Raw genomic sequence first — 23,327 nt, 5'->3', positions numbered from 1 at the left:
GAAACGCATATTGCCTAGGGGGGTCAGTTCGTGCGCGAGATCGCGAAACCGGTGATCTCGCGGAGCCGGGCGGCCCGGGCACCGAATTGCTCGAGGTCCTCGAGGCAGGACTGGGCAAGCGACGCCGAACGGCGCCTTGCGCCGTCCAGCCCCAGAATCTCGATGGCAGTGCGCCTGCCGGCGGCACGGTCCTTGCCGACACGCTTGCCCATGGCCGCCGCGGAACCGACACGGTCGAGGATGTCGTCCCGGATCTGGAAGGCGAGGCCCAGCTTCTCGGAGAAGCGCAGCAGTCGGTCGCGATCCGGACCCTCGCAGCCCGCGATGAGTGTCGCCCCCTCTACGCAGAACCCCAGCAGATTGCCGGTCTTGAGCTGCTCGCACCGCTCGATCTCCGCGACCGGGGCGTCGGCTTCGGGGTAGAGATCCATCATCTGGCCGAGCGCTAGCCCATCCTTACCGATGGTCCTTGCGAGCGCCGCGACCAGACGCACTCGCACTGCCGGGTCGGGATGGGCGCGCTCGTCCGCCAGCATCTCGAACGCCAATGCAAGGAGCGCATCCCCCGCGAGGACCGCAGTGGCTTCGTCATACGCTCGGTGCAGACTGGGCTTTCCGCGCCGAAAATCGTCATCATCCATACAGGGCAGATCGTCATGGACCAGCGACTGTGCATGGAGGCACTCAATCGCCGCGGCGATCCAGATCGCATGCCGGTATTCGGCGCCCAGCATCTCGGCGACAAGGACCGTCAAGAGAGCCCTGAGGCGCTTGCCTCCGCCAAGGACGGCGTAGCGCATCGCCTCGCATAGCCGCGGCGGGGCGCTTGCCGAGGCCGACACCAGGACGCGTTCCAGGCAACGCTCGACGTCGCGCCGAACCGCATCGCTGCGCGCGTCCAGCGAAATTTCCTCGATCGGCGTCATCGAGACCGGCTTGAACGAGGCCGCCTCGATCCTTCCGGCGACCTCCTCGGGCATGTAACCCAGAGCGCGAAGGCGATCGACCACGGCATCGACTGCCTCGCCCGGCGCGGAGGCGGCGGCGGTGAGGGCGACGACATCCACCCCCGCCAGCCGGCTGCCATCGAGCGATTCGGGATCCGGCACGAGCTGAGCATCCCGGCAGCCTGCCGCCAGCGATACGTCGACAAGCCGGCGTGCGTTCGAGGACAACGGATCACCGACCACGATTACGTGTCCGGCGCGGGCCGCCAGACCCTCGATTGCTTCCTGCCGATTGGAGGTCGCGTAGCAGATATCGGTCGCGCGGGGGACCGACACGTCCCGGAAGCGCTCCTTGATGGCAGCGATGATGGTCGCCGCTTCGTGCACCGCGAAGGTCGTCTGGACGGCATAGGCCACTGCGATATTGTCGGCGAGCCGCAACCCGTCCACGTCCGCCGGGGACCCCACCACCGAGATCGCGCCGGGCGGCACCTGGCCCAGCGTACCGATAATTTCGGGGTGACCCTGATGCCCGATCAGCAGGACATGGCGGCCGGCATGGTACTGATCGAGCACATGTGCATGTACCCTGGCGACGAGGGGGCAGGTCGTATCGAGCGTCCGAAGGCCGCGTTCACGCCCCTCGCGCAGAACAGATTGTGGAACGCCATGTGCCGACAGGATCGTGACGGCGCCGGGCGGAACCTCGGCCAGCTCGGACACGAATATCGCACCAAGCGCCTTCAGCCGATCGACGACGCGCTGATTGTGGACGATATGGCGACGGACATAGACGGGGGCGCCGTGCAGGGACAGCGCGTCCTCGACTGCCGCGATCGCCCGCTGGACGCCGGCGCAGAAGCCGCGGGGATTGGCCAGCAAAAGGATCTTGCCGCTGGCGGGTTCTGGGCGCAGCGCGGCGCTGTCGTGCGTCATGCGGGTTCCCGGCAAGGGCCCGCAGCGACCGGCAAGGGCGTTGCGGGGTGTTGAACGGGCCGATGCTAGATTCGCCGCATCCGCATGCCAGATGTACTTAGGGGCAGTCGCTCAGTAGCCAGCTTCGACGGCTATGCGGATCGCGTCCGCACTCGAGTTGACGCCAAGCGCATCCAGCAGCGCGGCGCGGTGCATCTTGACGGTACGCTCGCTAATCTGGAGCAGGTGCGCGATCTGCTTGTTCAGCCTGCCGCGCGAGAGCAACATCAGGATTTCGCGCTGCCTGGGACTGAGGGTCGCAATTCGCTCGCGTGCCCGGCCCCGCTGCACGCGCCCGGCGCCGTCGAGATCGGCCAGCGCGACTTGAGAGCCGAGAAAATATTCGACCTCGCCTTCGGCGTCGAAGATCGGCGCCACCATCACCGCATTGCGAAAGCTGGACCCGTCTTTTCGATAATTGAGGATTTCCACCATGACTGGCTGGCGCGAGCGGATACCCGCACGCAGCGTCTCGCTGAGTTCCGGTTCGGTGGCGGGACCGCTCAGGAAGCGGCAGTTCCTCCCGAGGACCTCCCCCTGCGAATAACCGGTCAGCGCAAGGAACGCGGCATTGCACGCGATGATCGGATTGTCGGGCAATCGCGGGTTGCTGATCACCGCGGCGGTCGCGCTCGTCTCGATCATGTCCAGGATCACCATGACCAAAACGTAGCGTGTCGGGATGTGCAATCCAAGCATTGCCCCTTTGGTCAGGTTGGACGGCTTCCGTGCCGATGGCAGGGCTGTTCCCGGGCGCGGTAAGGCGGAGGCGATCGATGCGGGTGGCGATCATCGGAGCCGGGCTCGCTGGATTGACCTGTGGCGCCCGGCTCAAGGCTCTGGGGCTTTGTGTCTCCCTGTTCGACAAGGGGCGCGGCCCCGGGGGCAGGCTTGCCACGCGTCGGCTGGAGACGTGCGCTGGCACGGCGAGCTTCGACCATGGCGCGCCCTTTCTGGATGGCGGAAGCCCGGAATTTCGCAGCTGGCTGGAGGGCTGGGCGACTCGGGGTGTGGCGGCGCGCTGGCTCGAAGGCGGCGAAGCAAGCTGGACGGGGACCCCGTCGATGAATGCCTTGCCGAGGGCGATCGCTGAAGAACTCCGTGTCACCCATGGGTGCTTCGTCCGCGGGATGGCGCGCGACGCCGCCGGCTGGCATCTGCTGCAGGAAGACGGTCGGATCGGTCCGTTCGACACGGCGATCGTCGCGCTGCCCGCCGAGCAGGCCGCGCCGATCCTGGCGCTCCAGGACATGCGCATGGCAGCCGCGGCGATTGGAACCCCATCCGCCCCCTGCTGGTCCGCGATGTTCGCGCTCCGGCAGGAGATCGGCGACCCGCCTGTATTCTCGAAGACAGATATTGTGCGCTTCGCCGCGTGCGGAACAGGCAAGCCGGGAAGGGCCGGGCCACAGGCCTGGACGGTGCAGGCCTGCCCAGGCTGGAGCCGGCAGCATCTGGACGACGCGCCGCCTGTGGTTCTGCGCGCGCTGCGGGATGCCTTGACGCGTCTGGTCGGGAATGGCGCGCTCGACATCGCTGCCGGCGATATTCATCGCTGGCGTTTCGGCTTGTCCGGGGCCGCGGGCGAAGGCGCGCTCTGGAACCCTCGACTCGGCCTAGGCGCCTGCGGCGACTGGCTGATCGGGCCGGGGGCCGAGGCCGCGTGGCGTTCGGGAACCCTGCTCGCCGGCCTTGTTGCCGGGACCGGCTAGTCGGTCCCGAGCCCCTGCCATGCACCAAGGGCGCGCGCACGGGCTTCCTGATGGCCCACCAGTCTTTCCGGATAGCCCGGGGCGCCGCCTCCATCGAAATGCAAGGCGTGGATTTCAGCGTCCCGCAGAGAGGCGAGCTCGGGAACCCATTGCCGGACATAGGCGGCCATGTCGAACTTCTCACTCTGGAGATGCGGCGCCATGATGCGCGAGAAGACGGGTGCGTCGACCCCGGTCCCGGCGACATACTGCCAGTTCATCGCATTGGAGCCGAGGTCCGCGTCGAGCAGCGTGTCCCAGAACCAGCGTTCTCCACGGCGCCAGTCGATCAGCAGGTGCTTCACGAGGAAGGAGGCCGCGACCATCCGTACCCGGTTGTGCATCCATCCACTCTGCCACAGCTCGCGCATGCCAGCATCGACGATCGGATAGCCGGTCCTGCCGCCGGCCCAGGCCAAGAAGTCGCCGTCCGCCGCCGCATCGCCGCGCCACTGCAGCTTGTCGAACGCCGCCCGCCCGTTCCGGTCCGGATAGTCCGCCATCTGGTCGAGAAGGTTGGCGCCGTGGTCGCGCCACGCGAGTTCTCTCCGGAAGGTCGCGGGCCCGGAGCCGGTTCGCTCCGCCAGCGCTGACCAGAGCACACGCGGTGAGATTTCCCCGAAATGGAGATGAGGCGACAGGCGCGAGGTGCCCGCAATCGCGGGATAGTCGCGGTCGCGCGCATAGCGGTCGAGCCGCCGCTCGAAATCGCGCCAGCGCCGCCAGGCGCCTTTTTCGCCAGGGCACCAGTCCGAGAAACCGGTTGACCAGTCCGGACTGCGTGGCAGGAGCTGCCACGCCTCGAGGTCATCAGATGCCGGCAGAAGCGGCGGCGTCGCGATCCGGTCGGGCGCGGCAAGCGGCGGCAAAGGCTGCACGGCCTCGGAAAGCTTGCGATACCAGGGTGTGAAGACCCTATAGCGCGCGCCACTGCCATTGCGCACCATGTCGAGCGGAGTGAGGTGATTTCCTTCGTGCAGGTGGAGTTCCACCTCGCGTGCGAGCGTCTGCTGCGCCAGCCGGTGCCGGGGCTCATAATGGCGGATCGCATGGATCTGGTCGGCGCCGGTTTCGCGTGCCAGCGTGACCAGACTGCGGACCATATCGCCGCGGCGCAGGATCAGTGCCGAACCGCGCTTGCGCAGGCTCAGGTCGAGCGCCTTGAGGCTATGGCGCAACCACCAGCGCTGCGCGGCACCCATCGACCAGGCGGCGGACGCATCCTCGTCGAGGACATAGACGGGCAGGACCGGCCCAGCTGCCAGTGCCGCGGCGAGGGCGGGCTGGTCCGTTAGACGGAGATCCTGGCGCAGCCAAAGCAGCGAAATCGACACCGTACGAGCGCCTCCGTTGGTCGGGCATCCAGCTAGCCCGCACCGCCAGGCGCGGATATCCTCCCTTAAGGACAGGTCGTCCGGCCTTTTCGCCTACGCCGCAGTGCGGAAGAACGCCCACGGCAGGCTTGGCCGGCGCGCCAGCACGCGTGGGCCGCCAGAATAGGTCCACCCGGAAGAAGCCTCGGATTCCCTGTATCCCCATATGTCTTTTAGTCCGAAAGCCGATCTCTGCGCTCTCGCCGCCATGACAGGTCAAATCGCCTGGGCATTCGAAACCGGGACTCGCACACAAGCATTGCAATGATAGGGGCACAAACCGCCTTGCGAGGCTCCCTTCGATCGACCTCCGCTCTGCACATCTGCGGTCGGGTTGCTATGGCAGCCCGCTTTGACGGCGCCGGAACCACACTCGTCCCACATCGTTGAAAGCAAGCGGCATCAGATATGGGGATCCGGTCACCACCGTCCCTATATCCGGACAGGACGTGTAGTTTGCCCTCGCGTCCTGTCCGGCTTTCCCGCCGCCTTGAGCCTTTTCAGCGTCTTTTGCCTGCGAGTCGAGGCACCTGGATCCCTTCGCCCTTTTTGCGTTCGCCCCTCTGTGTTGACGATCACACTTGAAGGGGGCGGCTGGAGACCGTGCTGTGGGCCGTTTGCCGAAAGCAACCAAAAAGGGCCCGGCTGGATAGCCGGGCCCAGGCACTCAATAGTCCATCGCCGGCATCGCTGCTGGCTTGTCTTCCTTGGGCAGCTCGGCCACGAGTGCCTCGGTAGTGATCAGGAGCGAAGCAACCGACGCCGCATCCTGAAGCGCGGTACGTACCACCTTGGCCGGATCGATGACGCCAGCCTTGACCAGGTCCTCATAGGTGCCGGTCGCAGCGTTGAAGCCCTGGTTGTAGTCGTCGCTCTCAAGCAGCTTGCCGACAATCCAGGCACCATCCTCGCCGGCATTGTCGGCGATCTGGCGTGCCGGCGCGCGCAGCGCGCGGCGCACGATGTCGATGCCGGACTGCTGGTCGTCGTTCGCCGCCTTGAGGCTGTCGAGTGCCTTCAACGCACGCAAGAGCGCGACGCCACCACCCGGCAGAATGCCTTCCTCGACTGCGGCACGGGTCGCATGCAGCGCGTCGTCGACCCGATCCTTCTTCTCCTTCACCTCGACCTCGGTCGCACCTCCGACGCGGATCACCGCGACGCCTCCGGCGAGCTTGGCGAGCCGCTCCTGGAGCTTCTCGCGGTCATAGTCGCTGGTGGTCGTCTCGATCTGCTGGCGGATCTGCGCGACACGGCCGTCGATATCGGCCTTCGTGCCGACGCCGTCGATGATCGTGGTGTTGTCCTTGTCGATCACCACCTTCTTGGCGCGGCCGAGCATCCCGACGGTGACATTCTCGAGCTTGATGCCAAGATCCTCGCTCACGAGGTTGCCGCCCGTCAGGACGGCGATGTCCTCAAGCATCGCCTTGCGACGATCGCCGAAGCCCGGCGCCTTGACCGCGGCAACCTTGAGACCGCCGCGCAGCTTGTTGACGACGAGCGTGGCGAGCGCCTCGCCCTCGACATCCTCCGCGATGATGAGCAGCGGCCGGCCCGACTGGACGACCTTCTCGAGCAGGGGCACAAGCGCCTGGAGGTTGGCCAGCTTCTTCTCGTGGATCAGGATATAGGGGTCGTCGAGCTCGACCTTCAGCTTTTCGGCATTGGTGACGAAATAAGGCGAGAGATAGCCGCGGTCGAACTGCATGCCCTCGACGGTCTCGAGCTCAGTCTGCAGGCTCTTGGCCTCCTCGACCGTGATCACGCCTTCGTTGCCGACCTTCTCCATCGCCTCGGCAAGGATACGGCCGACTTCGGCATCGCCATTGGCGGATATAGTCGCGACCTGGGCGATCTCGCTATTGGCGCTTACCTTTCTCGCGTGCGCCTCGAGATCCTTGACCACGGCGCCCACCGCCAGGTCGATGCCGCGCTTGACGTCCATCGGGTTCATGCCCGCAGCGACGGCCTTGGAGCCCTCCCGGACGATCGCCTGTGCCAGCACGGTTGCGGTGGTGGTGCCGTCGCCGGCTTTGTCGTTCTGCTTGCTGGCGACCTCGCGCAGCATCTGTGCGCCCATATTCTCGAACTTGTCGGCGAGCTCGATCTCCTTGGCGACTGTGACGCCGTCCTTGGTGATGCGCGGCGCGCCGAAGCTCTTCTCGATCACGACGTTGCGGCCCTTGGGGCCCAGCGTGACCTTCACTGCATTCGCAAGCGTATCCACGCCGCGCAGCATGCGATCACGCGCGTCCGACGCAAATTTCACTTCCTTGGCAGCCATATCGGCTAACTCCTTTCTTGTGTCCTTCCTGATGGTTTGAGGGGAGGCGGGCGCTTATGCCGCCTGCTTGAGTTCGGCCTGGGTCTCGATCACGCCGAGGATGTCGCTCTCCTTCATGATGAGAAGGTCCTCGCCGTCGATCTTGACTTCGGTGCCCGACCATTTGCCGAACAGGATACGGTCGCCGGCTTTGACCGCCAGTTCGACAAGCGTGCCGTTCTCATTGCGCACGCCTGGGCCGACGGCGACGACCTCGCCTTCCTGCGGCTTTTCCTTGGCGTTGTCGGGGATGATGATGCCGCCCGAGGTCTTCTCCTCGGCTTCGATACGGCGGACGACCACACGGTCGTGCAAGGGGCGGAAATGCATGCATAACCTCCGGTTGCAAAAGCATGATGTCAATATGCCCGGCACTCCCTAGCAGCGACGAGCGGCGGTGAATTGGGAAGCCAGATTTTTCCGTTCAAGACCCGCGCGCGAATTTTTTTGCCGCTCGGGAGCGTGGCATTAAATCCCCCGATCTGTGATACTTGGCCGGCTCGGGCTCTTGACGAAAGGCAGCTTAAACACCAAAATTTGCGCTGGCCAGACGGCCAAGAGAAGGAGCGACCGCAGGAAAGGAGGACGACCATGTCGCAACCCGTCTCCCGATTTCTCCACCCCTTCGAGATAGCGCATCACCCCAGCCCGGAGCCTGAAGTGAAACGCGCGATCCTGGCGCGTTGGGCCTCGGACCGACCCGCGGCCCCAGCCGGGCCGGCGCCGCGCAAAGCGCCAGGCGCAAAAAGAAGGATCCGGCTCGATAAGGCCGCATCGCCTCCGGGGATCCTCGATACCCCGAACGGTAAGGCGGGCACCGCACCCTGATGACCGACAGCGCCTTCATTGCACGGCTGGACGGCTATGGGCTCACTACTGCCGAAATCCATTACCATCGTCCCGATGCGCCCTCGTTGCTCCAGCTGTTCGTCTGGCAGCAGTACGATCTGGCACCGGGCTTTCCCGTGCTGTTCGACTTTCTTGATCATTGGCGCCGCGAGATCCGGGCGGCAGTCCATTCCGTCCGGATCGTGCACGACCGTCTCCTCCGCCCGGCGGAATGGCGCGCCGTGGATGGGGTGTTCAAAATTCGATGAGGCCGAATCTGCGCTGGCGAGTGCGGGGGGGCGGGTTGCCAGCCTCGATCCTGGCGTGGCACCCGACCTCGGTATCGCCGGGCGGATGATCCGGTTGATCAGGCTGAATAGCGGGCGTAGGGCGTTTCGCGCTGCGCACGATCGCTCTCTATTGCGCCGCGCTTCACCGAGCCCTTCGGTCTCGATCGCCAAGACGGTGACGATCGCATAACGCGAGCGTCGGCAGGGGCCGGCGATAATGAACGCGGTTCGATTGAGCGCACACTGGCGGCTTCCTGCGGAACCACCAGGGTTCGCAGCTTTCCTTGTTCCCGCGTCGCACACTCGGTTCGGCCGGAGGGCATGGCGACGGCTGGCGCACGGCCCGCCCGCGCACGCCGCCGTGCCGGCCATCCGAACGCGAGAGTGCTTGTTTGCTGGCGCCTCCGGCGCGCGCTTTGCGCGGAAGATCTGCGGTCGGCGCGTTGCGCCGGCGTTGTTGGTCCGGCCGCGGCCAAGGGGGTGGGCGTCGCTGCCCTTTAGTCCCGCCGCGGCGTGCCTGCCGGTTCGCTCCTTGCCGCCCACCCCCTTCGCCGGGGCCAGTGTGCGATTTCAGAAAGGAGCAAGCATCATGGAACTCAAGCATATCGACATCGCCAAGCTCAGCGTCTCGCGGGTCAACATGCGGGGCATGAAGAAGGCGCCTGACCTCACCAACATCCTGCCTTCCGTGCGGGCACGCGGGGTGCTGGTGCCGCTGATCGTGCGGGCAGTGCCCTGTCCCGAGCCTGTCGAAGGAGGGGCGCCCGACACCCATGAGATCGTCGCGGGATGGCAAAATCGCGGTGATCTACATAGTCAAAAACCCCGACAAGCTCGTCCACATTTCGTCCACGATCATGTCCGCCGATCCTGGAAGGTAGTGACGGGGCCCGTCTCCAGTCCCGGTCGATCGGAGCACTGCGTAGAGCTGGATGAATGCGTGTCAGCTTCCGGGAACATATTTGCCCAACCTGAATGACCGGGATGGGGCAGCACCCCCATGCCGCCTTTGGTAACCGCAGAGAGCTGGCTCGACCAGTTCGGAAACGCGGGAGGAAGTTGAGAGTTCCGCATAAGGAATTGAAATCGTTTGAACAATCTTCGGATCAGCACGAACGGCCCACCACTTTTCCTACCACTGTATGTGCGATTTTCTGGCCGACATGGCGCAGCTTGCGACCGCTAAGCGCCCTAATCTCAGCCGTTCAGCGTGACTCTGCCCGATCCTGAAACCTGCCGTTTGCTCGCCCGCTCTGAGCGCCCGCTGGAATGGCTGACTTTGGGACAAACCCGCCATTCGTGATCATGCGGGTGATTGGCGGGTTTCGATTGAAGCGGAGGTTCGCGGTTCTGCGGCAATGCCGCCAGAATGAGCAAGATTGGGCTGTTTGCTGCCTGGCCGCTCCTGGAAGCCAGTCCGCAATAGCTGCCAATAGGGAGAGTGTCAGCCGAACGACCATTGGCGCCGGACTTTCAGAAGCTCCTCACAATCCTTCTCAGATCAGAAAGCTAACACTTGCAGAGACACAAATTCATTCAAACCGAACGGGTGAACTATTTGCGATTCTCGCCACCTTCATTTTCCCAATCGTCAAGCGCCTTGCGCAGTTGATCGTCGCGCGTTTCAGGGCGGATTTTGCGCCAGGTCTGCTCCAGCGGAACAACCACCGTGTCCAGCAATCCGCGATAGGCCTTTGCCATACCTTCATGGGCGATTCGGGAAGTGGGCTCCGCCGCAGCCTTTGCCGCAGCCAAAGATTGCTTCAATCGCCTCGCGTAATATTCCATACTCATCGTGCACGCTCCCGTGAAACGGAGCACGATGATCTCAAGTCAAGGTTGCCCGGCGAGTCGCCCTTTATGTGCGCAACATATCACAATTATCATATCTAATAATATAAAATGATGCATAGGGCTGGGCTAAATGTTTCGGCGCGACGCCCAAGGAGCACGCTTAACCGCCCCGCTGAGGACGCGCGAGCCGTAGGCTTGCGCCATAGTGGCTGCATCTTTGGCATTCATGAAGACGACGCGCGTTCCTCGCGGCAGCAGCGGTTCGATTGCACTGATGATGGCGGCATGTTTGACCGACATCGCCGTTACATCGGCAACGGTGGCATCAATGTTCAACGCGCGGGACATGGGAGATTCCTTTCAAGCTGCTTGGCCGTATTCGCCTGGCCCCACGGCGAAGCGAGTTGGCTTGTAAACAAGCCGGCTCGCGTCGGCTTCGCGGAACAGGAAGTCGCGGGAACGACGAATGGAACCGACCTGTCTTCATGGTGGGTGCGAGCGGATGCACAGGCCTGATGACCCCAAGCGCCCCGGCGTGATTACGCCAAATCAGCGACATCCCAGACTGGCACCTTTTCCGCTCAGGATCGTAGCGGAGCCGGCGCCGGTGCGAAGAGCCACTACGGCGGCGGCGCATTCCTGCTCACTCGTATAGCCGGCACTGGTCGCTAGCAGCGCGCCGGATCCAGAGCGGAATTGCCACCGCCAGTCGCCGCCCGACAACAGGATGGAAGTGAGGCGCACCTCATCGGCACGATAGATTTCGAAACAGCATTGTCCGTCCGCCTCCGGGCGGCCGCTATCGTTTGCGGCGGAGACGCTGAGAAGTGCTTCCGAAACATCTGCAGGCAGGTCAGTGACTGCGGCATGGGGCCGCTTCAGTTCGCAGAATGTGGAATTGGTCGACACATGATCTCTCCCGTGGGCAAGCGGGAGCAATTGAATTTCTCTCGGGCGTCGCGCGCTTGCGAAGCGGATGAGTCGACGATCCGCGCTTTGTACATGCATTCGCCTTGCCTGGCCATCATGCGCACCGGAATACTTGCCGGCAGCATGAGGAGCACGCCTGCAGGCCAAGGCTTTTCCGTCAGAATATTAGCCTCGGTATCGGCATCCATTGGTAATTTGGTCGCAGCTCACCATATCGGGACGATCGCGCCAACTGCCACGAGCCCGGCCGCGACCGAGAGATGCTTCGCGCTCCCGCTCAGTGATGGAGACAAGCCATGGGCATCTACCCGCCGATTACGGACGCGAATATGCGAACACCAACGCCTTCGACCGATCCGACGGCCCTCCAGCTGGAAGCCGACGCACTGGAAGCAAGCCTTCGCGACATGTCTGCCTCCTTCTCGCGCGATTATGTCGCCGGCCGGATGGGCGTCTGGCACAACACCTATCAACATCGCGCGCGCGTCCTGCGGCAGTTGACCGCGCAACTCGCGGCGATGCGTGCCGAAGCTCTGTTGTCCGCATCGTGATCTCGGAGCGCTAATCGACCGCGCGGATCAAGGGTGTGGCTCGCCGCGGTGGCGCCCCGCCTGGATCCGCGCCTCTTTCCGCAATCGCCGGCGATAGGAACGGGCATGCCCGTGATAGATGCGGTACGCGATGAAACCTGCGACCAGCAGGGTCATGACCAGCATCAGGCTGTAGGCGGCGACCAGTCTGAGTTCCATCATGCACCTCTTGGGTTGCCCGCAGTGTTTTGCAGGAGGTCGGCGGAAACCATGACCTCCACAGTCATGCCGAGAAATGCCGCGGCCGGGCCTAGATAATGCCCTTCCACGGGACTCATCCGAGCGATATCGCGCCCAACTGCGATCGGCACGAGATTGGCCTCCCCCATCCGGCCGTTGGTCGGATCGAAGGCGATCCATCCGGCGCCGGGGAGATAGACTTCCGCCCAGGCATGGGTTGCGTCGTGCTGGCGCCCCTGTTCGCCGGGGACGTCTGCCGGCGGATCGAAAACATAGCCGGACACCGCGCGCGCAGCGAAGCCCAGATGCCGCACCGCTTCGATGAAGAGCATCGCGATGTCCCGGCACGAGCCCGATCCGAGATCGAGGGTGGTCGCGGGGGCCTGCGTTCCTTCGGCGTCGCGCGCGACATAGGCGACGCCGTTCCGGCTGGCGATGTTCACGTCCTGGAGTAGAGTCAGTGTGTCGGCAGGTTCCGAGCGAACCAATGCACGGACCCAGGCTTCCAGGCGATCATAGGGGTCGCGATGGATGGGCACCAGCAGCGTGCCAAGATCGGCTCTTTCCTGTTCGGAGTAGCGAAACGGATAGCTGTGGGCGTGCGGTGCGATGTTGAAGACCGGCCAGGCATCTGCGGTCTGCTCGACCACCAGCAGGCTGCGGATCTCAAGCCGAGTGGTCAGATGCGAGAAGGACGCGGTGGCGATCAGGTTGCCGAACACATCCTGCGTCCATGCCAACTCGGCCGCGGGCGTGCAGCGAAGCTCGGCGAAGACGGGGCTGAGGACCGGAGAGGCTCGCGGGCTCAACATCATGCGATGCGGCAGCAGCACGACGGGGTCGCGATAGGTGTAGCTTGTGGTGTGGGAGATGTGCAGGCGCATACACGCTTACCCTTGCTGGCTAGCGCGAGCAGTGTGCGGCAGACCGAATTCCGGGCTGCCGCACCGCGGCATCAGGCTTCCTGTAGGTTTACAGCCGAAGTCTTTCCGCGCTGATCCGACTCCACCTCGTACGAAAGGCGCTGGCTCTGCTGGAGCGTCGTCATGCCGGCGCGTTCGACGGCGCTGATGTGCACGAAACTGTCATTTCCACCGTCCTCGGGAGAAATGAAGCCATAGCCCTTGCTGCTATTGAAGAATTTAACGGTGCCGACAGGCATGATCTGTTCCTTTCGCGAAAAATGAAGTGCCGGGCCGCAAATACGATCCGAGCCATGAAGCGAGAAAAGGAAGATCTGCCCAAAGGCATCAATTTCCGTCGCAAGCGACGTCAGCTAAACCAAGATGGGTGAAGTTATGGGCATTACAATGCTCGCGCCAGATATATATTTATGCAACTTCGAGATTATAGAGGCCGCGATCCGGATTTTCGCTCAAGCCGCGATCTTCCACGCACGTCGGTTCGTCCTTTATCATGCCAGCCCGGGCAATTTCCTGGGTGCGCAGCTTGCGGGCCTCGCGGTGTTCGGCGGCAGTGCCCTCCTTCGCCCAGGCAACAGCTGCCACAATGGCGATATGCCTAACGTTCTCGAGCGTGGCCTTGTCGGCCAAGGCGCGCTGGCGCGCCTCTTCCGCGCGGCAGAATATGGCAGTCGGTTGCATGGATCGATCTTTCGACAGGAGGGCGTAATGGCGTGTGAAGTCACGTTTTCTTGAGAGGCTGCACCAGTGGCGTGCCCTTCAGTGCCGTGCTGACCGGAGCCAGCTTCGGCGGTGCCGCCTTTTTCGGCTTGCGAGCTTCCTTGTTGCTGCGGCGTTGACCCTTGGCCATGCGATGTTCCTTTCCTGCAGGTTTCAGAGGCGTGTGAAGCGAACCGACAAGCGCGGACGAAGACGTGCCGGTGCCGTCTCGGAAGGGATTGGCCGAGGCGAGCTGCTGCCTGGCTGCGCCCGCTCAGCGGGCGGCGTAGTTATCTGGACGATTTGCATAGGGAAGCTCCGCTTCAGAGCGGGAGCATAAACTCTCAGTCGCACCAGGCTCGTGGCAGGCGGTGCGATACAAGTTATGTGGGGTGTCGATGGCGGTTACGCCACCCCGCCCCCGATAAATCGCAGTTTCTCAGCCAGCATGGGTTGTGCCCGGCCAAAGTTGGCCCGATATTGTGCGGTGCAGCAATTGGCCTGGCCAGGGACGGTTGCTGCATTGTCAGGGCTTCCGCCGTGGCCAGGAGAAGGCCACATGCGACGCCTGAACGACACGATAAAACACCTCAATGCATTGCGCGCCGGGCAGAATATCATCCCGACAGGTGCGAGCCGGCTCACGGAGCTGAGCGACTTCGGTTCCAACCCCGGCGCACTGCGAGCCTTTTGCCATGTGCCGGCGAGCCTGGGAGAAAATGCAGCGCTGGTCGTCGTGATGCACGGCTGCACCCAGGATGCCGCCGCCTATGATCGCGGCTCGGGCTGGTCCCAACTGGCCGACGAACAGGGTTTTGCGGTCCTCTTCCCTGAACAGCGGCGCGCCAATAACGCGAACCTGTGTTTCAACTGGTTCAATCGAGACGACACGCGACGCGACGCTGGCGAGGCGCTGTCGATCCGCCAGATGGTGGCGGCGATGATCGCGACATACCGGCTCGATCCGGCTCGCGTCTTCGTGACCGGCCTCTCCGCCGGCGGTGCGATGACCTCGGTAATGCTGGCGACCTATCCGGAGGTCTTCGCCGGAGGCGCCATCATCGCCGGCCTGCCCTATGGCACCGCGGAGTCGATCCCGCAGGCCCTGGACCGCATGCGCGCGCAGGGTGGTCCGAGCGGGGCCGCCTTGGGAGTGCTGGTGACGGCGGCGTCCGCCCATACCGGCCGATGGCCAAGTATTTCGATATGGCACGGCACCAGCGACATGACGGTCAGCCCCGCAAATGCCGCGCTCGTCCTCGAGCAGTGGCGGCGGCTGCACGGCGTTGCAGAGTCTCCCTGCGAAACCGGTGCCGTCGAAGGCCATACCCATCGCCTATGGCGGGATACCGCAGGCCGCGAAGTGATCGAGGAATATCGCATTGCCGGGCTCGGGCATGGCACGCCGCTCAGCACCTCGGGCTCCGACGCCTGCGGAGTCCCGGGACCTTATATGCTGGAAGCCGGCATATCCTCCACGCGCCATATCGCGCGCTTCTGGGGGCTGATCGGGACCGGGGCCGCACGCGCGCCTTCTCGGGTCCGGGAAGCCGCCAGGATAGAGGACAGCCAGCCCGATAAGGCAGATACCGGTCCGGGAGTTGGGCGGATAATCGAGGACGCGCTGAGGGCAGCCGGATTGATGCGCTGATCGCGCCGGAAGGAGCTTCTATGCAGCCGCCGCACGACCTCTACATCCAGTTGATCGCAGGAGTCGGCGCACTGGTGCTGATGACTGCCTGGCTGCCGATGCTGCTGCGCAAGATGCCGCTGTCGCTTCCTATCCTTTGCGTGGCCGCCGGCGCGGCGCTGTTCGCGCTTCCGGCGCTACGCCCTTTCGCGGTCCATCCGCTTGCTTTTCCGGTTACGGTACAGCGGCTGAGCGAGTTGGTCGTTATCGTTTCGCTGATGGGCGCGGGTCTCAAGATCGACAGGCTGATCGGCCTGCGCCGGTGGGCGCTGACCTGGCGATTGCTGGGCATCGCGATGCCGATCACCATTGTGATCGTTGCCGGTCTCGCCTGGGGAATATTGGGCCTCGGCGTTGCCGCCGCGCTCCTGATCGCCGCGGTGCTGGCGCCTACCGACCCGGTGCTGGCGAGCGACGTCCAGGTGAATGGTCCCGGAGAAGGCGGCGAGGACGAAGCGCGCTTCGCGCTCACGTCGGAAGCCGGCCTCAATGATGGCCTGGCATTTCCGTTCGTCTATCTGGCGATCGCCCTGAGCGCGACAAGCTTCGGCGCGGGAGATGCTCTCGCCTGGTTGGCGCGCGACCTGTTCTGGAAGACCCTGCTCGGCGTGGCCGCCGGTTATGCGATCGGGCGGGGGCTGGGCTATCTCACCTTCCACCTTCCCAACCGCGCAAACATCTCCCGCACTGGCGATGGCTTCGTCGCGCTGGCCGCCACCTTCCTCGCCTATGGGACGGTCGAGATGCTCGGAGGTTACGGTTTCCTGGCGGTCTTCGTCTCGGCGCTCGCCTTGCGCAACGCGAGCCGGGACCATGACTATCAGGAGCGGCTTCACGGGTTCGCCGAAGAGGCTGAGCGGCTGCTGATGATGTCGCTGCTGGTCCTGTTCGGCGGCATCGTGACCTATAGCGGGCTGCTCGCGCCGGTTGATTGGGCGATGCTGCTGTTCGTGGCTGGGGTACTTCTGGTCGCGCGGCCGGTGGCGGGCATGATCGGCCTGGCGGGGACGAGATTGCCTTGGCGGGAGAAGCTGGTGATTTCCTTCTTCGGCATCCGCGGCATGGGATCGATCTACTATCTGGCCTTCGCCCTAAACCACGCGAACTTCCCCGATCCGCGCCGCCTTTGGGCGACGGTCGGCGCGGTGGTGCTCTCCTCGATCCTGCTGCACGGGATCACAGTGACCCCGTCACTCCAGCTGATGGACCGGTGGCAGCGTAGGAAAACTGCTGGTTCAGGTTCGAAATGCGGCTAGTCGAGAAACCTGCAATTAAAAATAATGATCCAGATCAGTCAAATAGATCATTGCGGTCCCGATGGGACGCTAACGACTCGCAACAGGAAATTTCTTGGAACGTATATTATTTTCATCCTGTTTTATCTTCGTCTCAGGAGAAATAACATGGCTGACACCAAGAAAGATGCAATCGCGCTTCTCAAGGCCGATCACCGTACCGTGGAAGCGTTGTTCGAGCAGTTCGAAGGCGCTTCGGGCGACGGCAAGAAGCAGAAGATCGCGATGCAGATCTGCATGGAGCTGACCGTCCATGCGAAGATCGAGGAGGAAATCTTCTACCCGGCCTGTGAGGGCAAGATCGAGGAAGATCTGCTCAAGGAAGCCTATGTCGAGCATGACGGCGCCAAGGTGCTCATTGCCGAGATCGAAGCCGGCGCGCCGAGCGACGATTTCTACGATGCCAAGGTGAAGGTGCTGTCCGAGCAGATCGAGCACCATGTCGGTGAGGAAGAGCAGCGCATGGAGGGCATGTTCGCCCAGGCGCGCAAGGCCGGGCTGGATATGGACGCGCTGGGCGAGCAACTGCTCGCCCGCAAGATCGAGTTGCTCGCCACCTATAAGGCGAGTGGGCTGCCGAAGCCGGAGCTTACCACGATGACCGACGTCACGGTCTGATCGCAAACTACAAAGACGCCTCGTGATACGGGCGGGCGAACCCTTTGCCCGCCCGTATCATTTCCACCTGCTTCTATCGCAGCGCCTGCGCTTCGTTATGCCAGCGTTCTGAGACCCGGCTCGCGAGCGTAGAAGCGTTTTGCTGCGGCTGGCACGAACCCGTCATCCAGGGCGGTGATGCCATCGTCTGGCTCAATACCGGCCTTGTCGAGCAGCGGCTTTGCCGCGTCGCTGGCGCCGATGGCCTTCAGGTGACCGAAGGCGTTCATCACCCATTCGACTGCCGCACCTTCGTTCATCAGTGCCGCGCAACCTTCTTCCGAAAGCACCACCGCCACTGCGTCGAAGATCTGCGATGGCGTTCCTGCTAGTTGCCCGTCGGCCTTCTGCACTTTGCCGTCGGACAAGATCGCACCGCCCACCTTGGGTGCGACGATTACCGCCTTGGCTTTGGCCTTTTCGATCGCGCCGATGAGCGTGCTCAGTTCTGCGGCATCGGTGCCATCTGCGATCAGCACGCCGATCGCGCGGCCCTGGAGCGTGTCCTTCATGTTCTTTTGGATCGACAGCGCATCCGACGGCGCGATCTCCACTGGTTCCCGCGCGGCTGGGGCCTTGGGCGGCAGCGGGATACCGAGACCGTCAGCCACCCGCTTGGCGAACGCTTCATCGACATTACGAAGATTGGCGACCATCCGGCCCGGTACCTGGTCGAGCAGCCCGACCTTGGAGAGTTCGAACACGAAGGATGAGGCGATATGCGCCTGCTCGCTTTCGGTCTGTGAGGCGAGGAACATCCGCGCCTGGCTGTAATGATCGGCGAACAATTCGCTCCGGACGCGCAGCTTATCGCCCGTCTCGTCCGGGCCGGTAGGCGCGGTGCTGGTGGCGAAACCCCTGGCGGGGCATTCGCGCGGCCCGCCTTCTTCGCCATGGGCCGCAAGGCTGTTGGGCTCATAGTTGGCGCGCCCCTTGGGCGCCGCCATCTGCATCATGCCATCGCGCTGGAAGTTCGCCATCGGGCACCGCGGCGCATTGACCGGGATCTGGTGGAAATTTGCGGTGCCGAGCCGCGACTTCTGCGTGTCGAGATAGCTGAACAGGCGCCCCTGCAGCAGCGGGTCGTTTGAGAAATCGATGCCGGGCACGATGTTGCCGGGGCAGAAGGCGACCTGTTCGGTCTCAGCGAAGAAGTTATCGACGTTCCGATCAAGCACCATCCGCCCGATGATCCGCACGGGAACATCGCCCTCGGGGATCAGCTTGGTCGGGTCCAGAACGTCATAGGGCTGCGCATCGGCGAATGCCTGATCGAACACTTGGATGCCGAGTTCCCATTCGGGGAAATCGCCCGTGTCGATTGCTTCGAACAGGTCACGACGGTGATAGTCGTTGTCGGCGGCCTGGAGCTTGAGCGCCTCGTCCCAGATCGTCGACTGGATGCCGAGCTTGGGCTTCCAGTGGAACTTGACGAAGCTGGCATTGCCGGCAGCGTTGACCAGCAGGAAGGTGTGGATGCCGAAGCCCTCCATCATCCGGAGCGAGCGCGGCAGGGTCCGGTCTGACATCGCCCAGAACAGCATGTGCGTCGTCTCAGGCATCAGCGACGCGAAATCCCAGAAGGTGTCGTGAGCCGAGCCGGCCTGCGGGTAGGCCCGGTCCGCTTCCATCTTCACCGAATGGATGAGATCGGGAAACTTGATCGCGTCCTGGATGAAGAAGACCGGGATGTTGTTGCCGACCAGATCCCAATTGCCTTCGCGCGTGTAGAATTTGACCGCGAAGCCGCGGACATCGCGGGGCGTGTCGACCGATCCCGCGCCACCGGCCACGGTCGAGAAGCGCACAAAGACCTCGGTCTTCTCGCCCTTGGTGAACAATGCGGCCCTGGACAGGTCCGAGATGTCGTCGGTCGCTTCGAAGAAGCCATGCGCACCAGTGCCGCGGGCATGGACGATGCGTTCGGGAATACGTTCATGGTCGAAGTGGAAGATCTTCTCGCGAAGGACGAAATCTTCCAGCAGCGTCGGGCCGCGCGCGCCCGCCCTCAAGCTGTTCTGGTTATCGGAAACCGCGATGCCCTGATTGGTGGTGAGCACTTCCGTGCGGTCAGCGGCTATCTGGTGCGTCTCGCCGCCGCTACCGCTTTTCTTGGTCTTCGTCGCCATGTGTCCGCTCCTGATTGTCGGCGGTTAAACCGGCAGTGCCACACCAAGGGTCCGTCGATTTGGAGAACTTGCTGCAGGTTAATGCGATTCCTTTCTTGGAGAGCAGGCTACGGTGCGACGATACGGGTCGGTATGCACGAGTGGATGCCGGCTAGGCAGTTGCATGAGATTGCTGGCGTTAGCGCGGCAGCGAGGTGCCGATAGTGGGTTAAACGACCTCTGGCGCAGCCACCGAGACGGCCTGCACAACCGTCAGCTTGTATGATTCAGCACTGTGTATCTGGTCCAACAGCGCAACCTGGGCGCGCTGACCTAGAAACCAATCGCAACCCGCAAAGACGGGGCATCTAACAAGTTGAACCAGAGTAAGGCTGCGGGGCTTCGATGCATCGCCTGAACAATGGCGGCTTTCTGGTTTGCCGGCTGTAAGCTGGATGGCCGATATTGAGGCGCGTTGCAGACCGGAAGGTTCATGTCCGCCGAACGGCGGGTCTTGGCACAAGCCGACTTTCCTGCACCTCCCGACGAACGGCGTATGTTGGTCGGAAGCTGCCAGTCGATCGGAGACATACGAACGGCGGCTACTCGCATTTGTACGTCTGAAAGCTGCCAGTCAGCAAGCGGCGCAAAAGTGGACTCCCGTGTGGGCGGGTCAGGCGCTGAAGAATGCCGTCAACCGCAAGCAATCTACGATAGCTTCGTTGGGAATACCTCTTAAGATCTCTTGACACTATTTGGCGAAAACGGTAGTCAAATCTCTGGTTCAAAAATCAATGCTAAGTTGATTTGGCCATATTCCGTGTACTGTATTAACTTTATGCAAGTGCATTGAGCAGTCTAATCAAGTATCTATTTAATTTTTTAGCGTTCTCTTCTGGGCACCATTTACCCCTGGCGGGATAAAATCGTTGGATCTCCAGTTCTAGCGGCCGGTGGTACATAACCTGCCATCGACCAAGCGCCTGACATGGGCGGGAAAACCTACCTGACGCAGCGCCTGGAGCGCGGATACAAGAATCGCGTATATCCTAGGGACGTGTGGCCAGTTGTCGGGCTGTTTCCTCCTCGGCAGGTCCTCGGCGCCGACGCGCTTGCGCCGGTGCGCGGCCGCGCTCGGGTCAGCTCTTCTTCTGCATTCTCAGGGTCGCGGAGCCCAGCCATCCGCCGATGCCGGCCGCGCCGAACACCGAAAACAACGCCACAAGCAGGGCGGACACCGCGAACGGCATCGGATCGTCTTTGAGTTTTTCGCCCGCGCGCAAGGCGAAGTGCATGGTGGAAGCGACAAGGCCTTCGCCATCCACCCATTGGAAACCGGGCCGTTCCGCAGCTGCCAGCAGCGCGCCCAAGGCTTCGTGCAGCGCCTTTAGGGCGTCCAGCGCCTCCTTGCGTTCGTCGAGCGGCGGACCGCCGTTGCTGCCGGGTTCTTCGAGTTCCGTGATCAGGCTATCGACCGCCGCCAGTGCAACCGGCGCCAGGTTCTTGAATGCGACAACGCGTTCCTGGAGGCTGGTAATGCCGGTCCATGCGGAAGAATCGATTGCGGGCGGCGCGGCCGGTTCAGGCTCCGGGAGCGGGATATGGTCGCCGCTTGCTGTCGGGGGCGTGCCGTTGGTCGGCGCCGCATCGGAAGGCACCGTATCGGGTTTCTCGTCGGCCTTTGCGCTGACGGCGCCGACCGAGTGGGCAAGCTCCTGCAGCCGGGGCCGGATCACGGTGCCTGTCGTGCTGGCCGGGTCATAATAGACATAGAAGCTCGTGGAGCCCCCGGCGCTCCGGACCGCTGTTACGCCGTCGAGTTGTCGCGCCCCATGCGCGAAGGAATCCTTATGCGCTTGGCTCCAGCCACTGACACCGACCGAGATGCGGTGTTCTTCGCCGGTGGATAGGTCCAAATTCTCAGCCATCGCCTTGAGGGGTACGTCGCGTGTCCGTGCGGGGTCAATCGCCGGCACGTTCCGAGAGAATGGGAAGGCGGCTCGTGCGGAGCGATGCCGCCTTCCGATCGAGGACCGTCGTCGCGCTTCCGATATCGACGTCCGCTCCCGAGGCCGCGGATCGGCGGGCGGCTTGCGGCGGATTCCAGGGCGCTGACAGCGGCGAGCGGGCTGGTTGAGGAAATTCGGTTTGGATTGTAATGATTTGTGGCTGAATATTGACTCTTGTGATGAATCTTGCTCCCTCTGAGCCGTCCCCAAAGGATCTCGGCCGCATGGCTTGATCCCTGGCCTTGAGGGCAGGCCTGACTTGGCGACCTGTTTGCGTGACTGTTCTGGCATTGCGTGCTCGCAGGTCTTTGGGGGAAATCGGATGGCGTTGGCGGCGGGGAACGGGCAGGATTGCCCGAAAGCAACGCGTGGCTTCTTGCGGGAGCGCTTTGGCGCCGCGCTGCTTGCACCGATCCTGATGGTCCTGGCGTTGCTGTACGGCGCGAGGCGAACGCTGCTTGCCCTGGCGGGGTTCGCGCTTGTGCTTGCGCCGGCCGCGGCAGCCGCGTCGGCGGGGTGTGACGCGATCAATGCCGGCGCGCTGAATCACACCGCGCAGTTCACCAACGGCACCGTGGACACCTATACGGGGCGCGAGCTCAACAGCGGTACGCCGATCAACGCGATCTATACCAGTGGCTGGTCGGGCAATACCGTCAACGCACGCTGGTATCCGGGCAGTCCCTATGATTTCGCGAACGGCGAAGTCCTGACCTTCACCCTCACCACGAACGTGACCGCCGGCATCCTCCAGCTCAACCTCGGCATCTCGGTCAACGGGACCACGCTCGGCACGACGAACTATCAGGGCAGCCAGAGCTTCACGCGGACCTTCGACGGAACCCAGTCCGCCTACCAGACCTCGCTGGCGCGCGATGCCACGGGCACGGGAACGATCAGCATCGCGGTTACCTGTGCGGGGGCCTCGCCGACCGTCACCTCGGTCTCGCCGATCGCGGGCCCGACGGGTGGCGGCACTGCGGTGACGATCACCGGCACCAATTTCACGGGGACCACCGGCGCCGCGGGCGTCAAGTTCGGCGCGGCCAACGCGACGGGCTATACCGTCAACAGCAGCACGCAGATCACTGCGACGGCACCGGCGGGGGCAGCGGGGACGGTGGACATTACCGTGACGAACGGCGGCAACACCAGCGCGACCAGTTCGGCGGACCAGTATACCTATGTGGCGGCGCCGACGGTGACGGCGGTTTCGCCGACGGCGGGTCCGACGGCTGGCGGCACGACGGTGGTGATCACGGGCACGGGTTTCTCGGCGGCGCCGGGTACGGGTGCGGTGAAGTTCGGCGCGAGCAACGCGACCTACACGATCAACAGCAACACGCAGATCACCGCGACCTCTCCGGCCAATTCGGCGGGGACGTACGACATCACGGTGACCACGCCGGGCGGGACGAGTGCTACGAGCGCGTCGGACCAGTACACCTATGTCGCGGCACCGACGGTCAGCTCGGTCTCGCCGATCGCCGGCCCGACGGGTGGCGGCACTGCAGTGACCATCACCGGAGCCAACTTCTCCGGCGCGACGGCCGTCACGTTCGGTGGCACCGCGGCTACGGGCTATACGGTCATGAGCGGGACGCAGATCATCGCCAACGCGCCGGCGGGCGCAGCGGGCACGGTGGACATCCGCGTGACCACGGTGGGCGGCACCAGCGCGACCAGCGCGAACGACCAGTATACCTATGTCGCGGCGCCGACGGTCACCGCGGTCTCGCCGACGGCAGGCCCGACTGCGGGCGGTGCGACGGTGGTGATCACCGGCACCGGCTTCTCGGCGGCGCCTGGCACGGGGGCCGTGAGGTTCGGCGCGAGCAACGCGACCTACACGATCAACAGCAACACGCAGATCACCGCGACCTCGCCGGCCAATTCGGCGGGGACGTACGACATCACGGTGACCACGCCGGGTGGGACCAGCGCGACGAGCGCGTCGGACCA

The 23,327-nt window shown here is 63.7% G+C and carries 24 protein-coding genes; 9 read left to right on the top strand and 15 right to left on the bottom strand.

Features of this window, described 5'->3' with window-relative positions; all coding sequences use genetic code 11:
• Positions 1-23: 23 nt before the first annotated feature.
• On the bottom strand, positions 24-1,883 hold the full coding sequence (gene ispH / locus HNP52_RS22990; RefSeq protein ID WP_260395845.1) for a 4-hydroxy-3-methylbut-2-enyl diphosphate reductase: 1,860 nt from the start codon (positions 1,881-1,883) through the stop codon (positions 24-26).
• A 111-nt stretch (positions 1,884-1,994) separates the two neighbouring features.
• Positions 1,995-2,582, bottom strand: a complete 588-nt coding sequence (locus HNP52_RS00105) for a PAS domain-containing protein (protein ID WP_184160765.1) — start codon at positions 2,580-2,582, stop codon at positions 1,995-1,997.
• Positions 2,583-2,698: 116 nt separating this feature from the next.
• On the opposite strand from HNP52_RS00105, the gene HNP52_RS00100 reads away from it, so the two are divergent.
• The gene (locus tag HNP52_RS00100; RefSeq protein WP_184160762.1) at positions 2,699-3,634 is read left to right on the top strand and encodes an NAD(P)/FAD-dependent oxidoreductase; all 936 of its coding nucleotides are present in this window, start codon (positions 2,699-2,701) and stop codon (positions 3,632-3,634) included.
• On the opposite strand, the gene HNP52_RS00095 is transcribed toward HNP52_RS00100, so the two are convergent.
• The 3 genes from HNP52_RS00095 to groES form a co-directional block, all read right to left on the bottom strand.
• Complete coding sequence (locus HNP52_RS00095) at positions 3,631-5,007, bottom strand: deoxyribodipyrimidine photo-lyase (RefSeq protein ID WP_184160759.1); 1,377 nt, start codon at positions 5,005-5,007, stop codon at positions 3,631-3,633. The two genes, HNP52_RS00100 and HNP52_RS00095, sit on opposite strands and share 4 nt — an antisense overlap.
• 706 nt (positions 5,008-5,713) lie before the next feature.
• Positions 5,714-7,333, bottom strand: a complete 1,620-nt coding sequence (gene groL, locus HNP52_RS00090; protein WP_184160756.1) for a chaperonin GroEL — start codon at positions 7,331-7,333, stop codon at positions 5,714-5,716.
• A gap of 54 nt (positions 7,334-7,387) precedes the next feature.
• Positions 7,388-7,702 (bottom strand): co-chaperone GroES, encoded by a 315-nt coding sequence (groES, locus tag HNP52_RS00085; RefSeq protein ID WP_184160754.1) that lies wholly within the window; start codon positions 7,700-7,702, stop codon positions 7,388-7,390.
• A 261-nt stretch (positions 7,703-7,963) separates the two neighbouring features.
• On the opposite strand from groES, the gene HNP52_RS22985 reads away from it, so the two are divergent.
• The 3 genes from HNP52_RS22985 (at position 7,964) to HNP52_RS23345 (ending at position 9,469) form a co-directional block, all read left to right on the top strand.
• A complete protein-coding gene (locus HNP52_RS22985) occupies positions 7,964-8,200 on the top strand; it encodes a hypothetical protein (protein WP_260395844.1) in 237 nt (78 codons plus the stop codon).
• Positions 8,200-8,469 (top strand): usg protein, encoded by a 270-nt coding sequence (locus HNP52_RS00080; protein ID WP_184160751.1) that lies wholly within the window; start codon positions 8,200-8,202, stop codon positions 8,467-8,469. Before HNP52_RS22985 ends, HNP52_RS00080 begins: the two co-directional genes overlap by 1 nt.
• Before the next feature lie 610 nt (positions 8,470-9,079).
• A complete protein-coding gene (locus tag HNP52_RS23345; protein WP_409372574.1) occupies positions 9,080-9,469 on the top strand; it encodes a hypothetical protein in 390 nt (129 codons plus the stop codon).
• Between the two features lie 575 nt (positions 9,470-10,044).
• Here HNP52_RS23345 and HNP52_RS00070 read toward each other — a convergent pair.
• The 3 genes from HNP52_RS00070 to HNP52_RS00060 all read right to left on the bottom strand — a co-directional run bounded on the left by HNP52_RS00070 (position 10,045) and on the right by HNP52_RS00060 (position 11,193).
• Complete coding sequence (locus HNP52_RS00070) at positions 10,045-10,284, bottom strand: hypothetical protein (RefSeq protein WP_184160748.1); 240 nt, start codon at positions 10,282-10,284, stop codon at positions 10,045-10,047.
• A gap of 126 nt (positions 10,285-10,410) precedes the next feature.
• On the bottom strand, positions 10,411-10,632 hold the full coding sequence (locus HNP52_RS00065; protein ID WP_184160745.1) for a hypothetical protein: 222 nt from the start codon (positions 10,630-10,632) through the stop codon (positions 10,411-10,413).
• A gap of 201 nt (positions 10,633-10,833) precedes the next feature.
• On the bottom strand, positions 10,834-11,193 hold the full coding sequence (locus HNP52_RS00060) for a YegP family protein (RefSeq protein ID WP_184160742.1): 360 nt from the start codon (positions 11,191-11,193) through the stop codon (positions 10,834-10,836).
• 317 nt (positions 11,194-11,510) lie between these two features.
• Between HNP52_RS00060 and HNP52_RS00055 the strand changes: the two genes are divergently transcribed.
• Positions 11,511-11,765 (top strand): hypothetical protein, encoded by a 255-nt coding sequence (locus HNP52_RS00055; protein ID WP_184160739.1) that lies wholly within the window; start codon positions 11,511-11,513, stop codon positions 11,763-11,765.
• Between the two features lie 27 nt (positions 11,766-11,792).
• Here the strand turns inward: HNP52_RS00055 and HNP52_RS00050 are convergent, their stop codons facing one another.
• From HNP52_RS00050 to HNP52_RS22980, 5 genes are all read right to left on the bottom strand, one after another.
• Positions 11,793-11,963: a hypothetical protein gene (locus HNP52_RS00050; RefSeq protein WP_184160736.1), complete on the bottom strand. Its 171-nt coding sequence runs from the start codon at positions 11,961-11,963 to the stop codon at positions 11,793-11,795.
• Positions 11,963-12,868 (bottom strand): transglutaminase family protein, encoded by a 906-nt coding sequence (locus HNP52_RS00045; RefSeq protein ID WP_184160734.1) that lies wholly within the window; start codon positions 12,866-12,868, stop codon positions 11,963-11,965. The genes HNP52_RS00050 and HNP52_RS00045 overlap by 1 nt, the downstream gene beginning before the upstream one ends.
• A 71-nt stretch (positions 12,869-12,939) precedes the next feature.
• Positions 12,940-13,146, bottom strand: a complete 207-nt coding sequence (locus tag HNP52_RS00040) for a cold-shock protein (RefSeq protein WP_184160732.1) — start codon at positions 13,144-13,146, stop codon at positions 12,940-12,942.
• Positions 13,147-13,315: 169 nt separating this feature from the next.
• Positions 13,316-13,588 (bottom strand): hypothetical protein, encoded by a 273-nt coding sequence (locus tag HNP52_RS00035; RefSeq protein WP_184160729.1) that lies wholly within the window; start codon positions 13,586-13,588, stop codon positions 13,316-13,318.
• 40 nt (positions 13,589-13,628) lie between these two features.
• Positions 13,629-13,757 (bottom strand): hypothetical protein, encoded by a 129-nt coding sequence (locus HNP52_RS22980; protein WP_260395842.1) that lies wholly within the window; start codon positions 13,755-13,757, stop codon positions 13,629-13,631.
• A gap of 408 nt (positions 13,758-14,165) precedes the next feature.
• Between HNP52_RS22980 and HNP52_RS00030 the strand changes: the two genes are divergently transcribed.
• The 3 genes from HNP52_RS00030 to HNP52_RS00020 all read left to right on the top strand — a co-directional run bounded on the left by HNP52_RS00030 (position 14,166) and on the right by HNP52_RS00020 (position 17,209).
• Positions 14,166-15,257 carry a PHB depolymerase family esterase gene (locus tag HNP52_RS00030; RefSeq protein ID WP_184160726.1) on the top strand — a complete coding sequence of 364 codons (1,092 nt, stop codon included), beginning with the start codon at positions 14,166-14,168 and terminating at the stop codon, positions 15,255-15,257.
• A gap of 20 nt (positions 15,258-15,277) precedes the next feature.
• Positions 15,278-16,552, top strand: coding sequence for a sodium:proton antiporter (locus HNP52_RS00025; RefSeq protein WP_184160723.1), 1,275 nt, complete (start codon positions 15,278-15,280; stop codon positions 16,550-16,552).
• A gap of 147 nt (positions 16,553-16,699) precedes the next feature.
• Positions 16,700-17,209: a hemerythrin domain-containing protein gene (locus HNP52_RS00020; RefSeq protein ID WP_184160720.1), complete on the top strand. Its 510-nt coding sequence runs from the start codon at positions 16,700-16,702 to the stop codon at positions 17,207-17,209.
• Positions 17,210-17,304: 95 nt separating this feature from the next.
• Here HNP52_RS00020 and HNP52_RS00015 read toward each other — a convergent pair whose 3' ends face one another.
• On the bottom strand, positions 17,305-19,377 hold the full coding sequence (locus tag HNP52_RS00015) for a catalase (RefSeq protein ID WP_184160702.1): 2,073 nt from the start codon (positions 19,375-19,377) through the stop codon (positions 17,305-17,307).
• A gap of 1,118 nt (positions 19,378-20,495) precedes the next feature.
• The gene (locus HNP52_RS00010; RefSeq protein ID WP_184160700.1) at positions 20,496-21,284 is read right to left on the bottom strand and encodes a hypothetical protein; all 789 of its coding nucleotides are present in this window, start codon (positions 21,282-21,284) and stop codon (positions 20,496-20,498) included.
• 457 nt (positions 21,285-21,741) lie between these two features.
• Between HNP52_RS00010 and HNP52_RS00005 the strand changes: the two genes are divergently transcribed.
• Positions 21,742-23,327 (top strand): IPT/TIG domain-containing protein (locus tag HNP52_RS00005; RefSeq protein WP_221416058.1); only part of this gene is annotated, 1,586 nt, incomplete at its 3' end.

Origin of the sequence: Sphingomonas kyeonggiensis (assembly GCF_014204495.1) — a bacterium.
Taxonomy (GTDB): Bacteria; Pseudomonadota; Alphaproteobacteria; order Sphingomonadales; family Sphingomonadaceae; genus Sphingomonas; species Sphingomonas kyeonggiensis_A.
This window is presented reverse-complemented; position numbering and strand designations above follow the sequence as displayed.

Bases quoted from the DNA above. Each gene is read 5' to 3' on its own strand.
- ispH (WP_260395845.1), bottom strand. From the start codon at position 1,883: ATGACGCACGACAGCGCCGCGCTGCGCCCAGAACCCGCCAGCGGCAAG.
- HNP52_RS00105 (WP_184160765.1), bottom strand. From the start codon at position 2,582: ATGGTGATCCTGGACATGATCGAGACGAGCGCGACCGCCGCGGTGATC.
- HNP52_RS00100 (WP_184160762.1), top strand. From the start codon at position 2,699: ATGCGGGTGGCGATCATCGGAGCCGGGCTCGCTGGATTGACCTGTGGC.
- groL (WP_184160756.1), bottom strand. From the start codon at position 7,333: ATGGCTGCCAAGGAAGTGAAATTTGCGTCGGACGCGCGTGATCGCATG.
- groES (WP_184160754.1), bottom strand. From the start codon at position 7,702: ATGCATTTCCGCCCCTTGCACGACCGTGTGGTCGTCCGCCGTATCGAA.
- HNP52_RS22985 (WP_260395844.1), top strand. From the start codon at position 7,964: ATGTCGCAACCCGTCTCCCGATTTCTCCACCCCTTCGAGATAGCGCAT.
- HNP52_RS00080 (WP_184160751.1), top strand. From the start codon at position 8,200: ATGACCGACAGCGCCTTCATTGCACGGCTGGACGGCTATGGGCTCACT.
- HNP52_RS23345 (WP_409372574.1), top strand. From the start codon at position 9,080: ATGGAACTCAAGCATATCGACATCGCCAAGCTCAGCGTCTCGCGGGTC.
- HNP52_RS00070 (WP_184160748.1), bottom strand. From the start codon at position 10,284: ATGAGTATGGAATATTACGCGAGGCGATTGAAGCAATCTTTGGCTGCG.
- HNP52_RS00065 (WP_184160745.1), bottom strand. From the start codon at position 10,632: ATGTCCCGCGCGTTGAACATTGATGCCACCGTTGCCGATGTAACGGCG.
- HNP52_RS00055 (WP_184160739.1), top strand. From the start codon at position 11,511: ATGGGCATCTACCCGCCGATTACGGACGCGAATATGCGAACACCAACG.
- HNP52_RS00050 (WP_184160736.1), bottom strand. From the start codon at position 11,963: ATGGAACTCAGACTGGTCGCCGCCTACAGCCTGATGCTGGTCATGACC.
- HNP52_RS00045 (WP_184160734.1), bottom strand. From the start codon at position 12,868: ATGCGCCTGCACATCTCCCACACCACAAGCTACACCTATCGCGACCCC.
- HNP52_RS00040 (WP_184160732.1), bottom strand. From the start codon at position 13,146: ATGCCTGTCGGCACCGTTAAATTCTTCAATAGCAGCAAGGGCTATGGC.
- HNP52_RS00035 (WP_184160729.1), bottom strand. From the start codon at position 13,588: ATGCAACCGACTGCCATATTCTGCCGCGCGGAAGAGGCGCGCCAGCGC.
- HNP52_RS22980 (WP_260395842.1), bottom strand. From the start codon at position 13,757: ATGGCCAAGGGTCAACGCCGCAGCAACAAGGAAGCTCGCAAGCCGAAA.
- HNP52_RS00030 (WP_184160726.1), top strand. From the start codon at position 14,166: ATGCGACGCCTGAACGACACGATAAAACACCTCAATGCATTGCGCGCC.
- HNP52_RS00025 (WP_184160723.1), top strand. From the start codon at position 15,278: ATGCAGCCGCCGCACGACCTCTACATCCAGTTGATCGCAGGAGTCGGC.
- HNP52_RS00020 (WP_184160720.1), top strand. From the start codon at position 16,700: ATGGCTGACACCAAGAAAGATGCAATCGCGCTTCTCAAGGCCGATCAC.
- HNP52_RS00015 (WP_184160702.1), bottom strand. From the start codon at position 19,377: ATGGCGACGAAGACCAAGAAAAGCGGTAGCGGCGGCGAGACGCACCAG.
- HNP52_RS00010 (WP_184160700.1), bottom strand. From the start codon at position 21,284: ATGGCTGAGAATTTGGACCTATCCACCGGCGAAGAACACCGCATCTCG.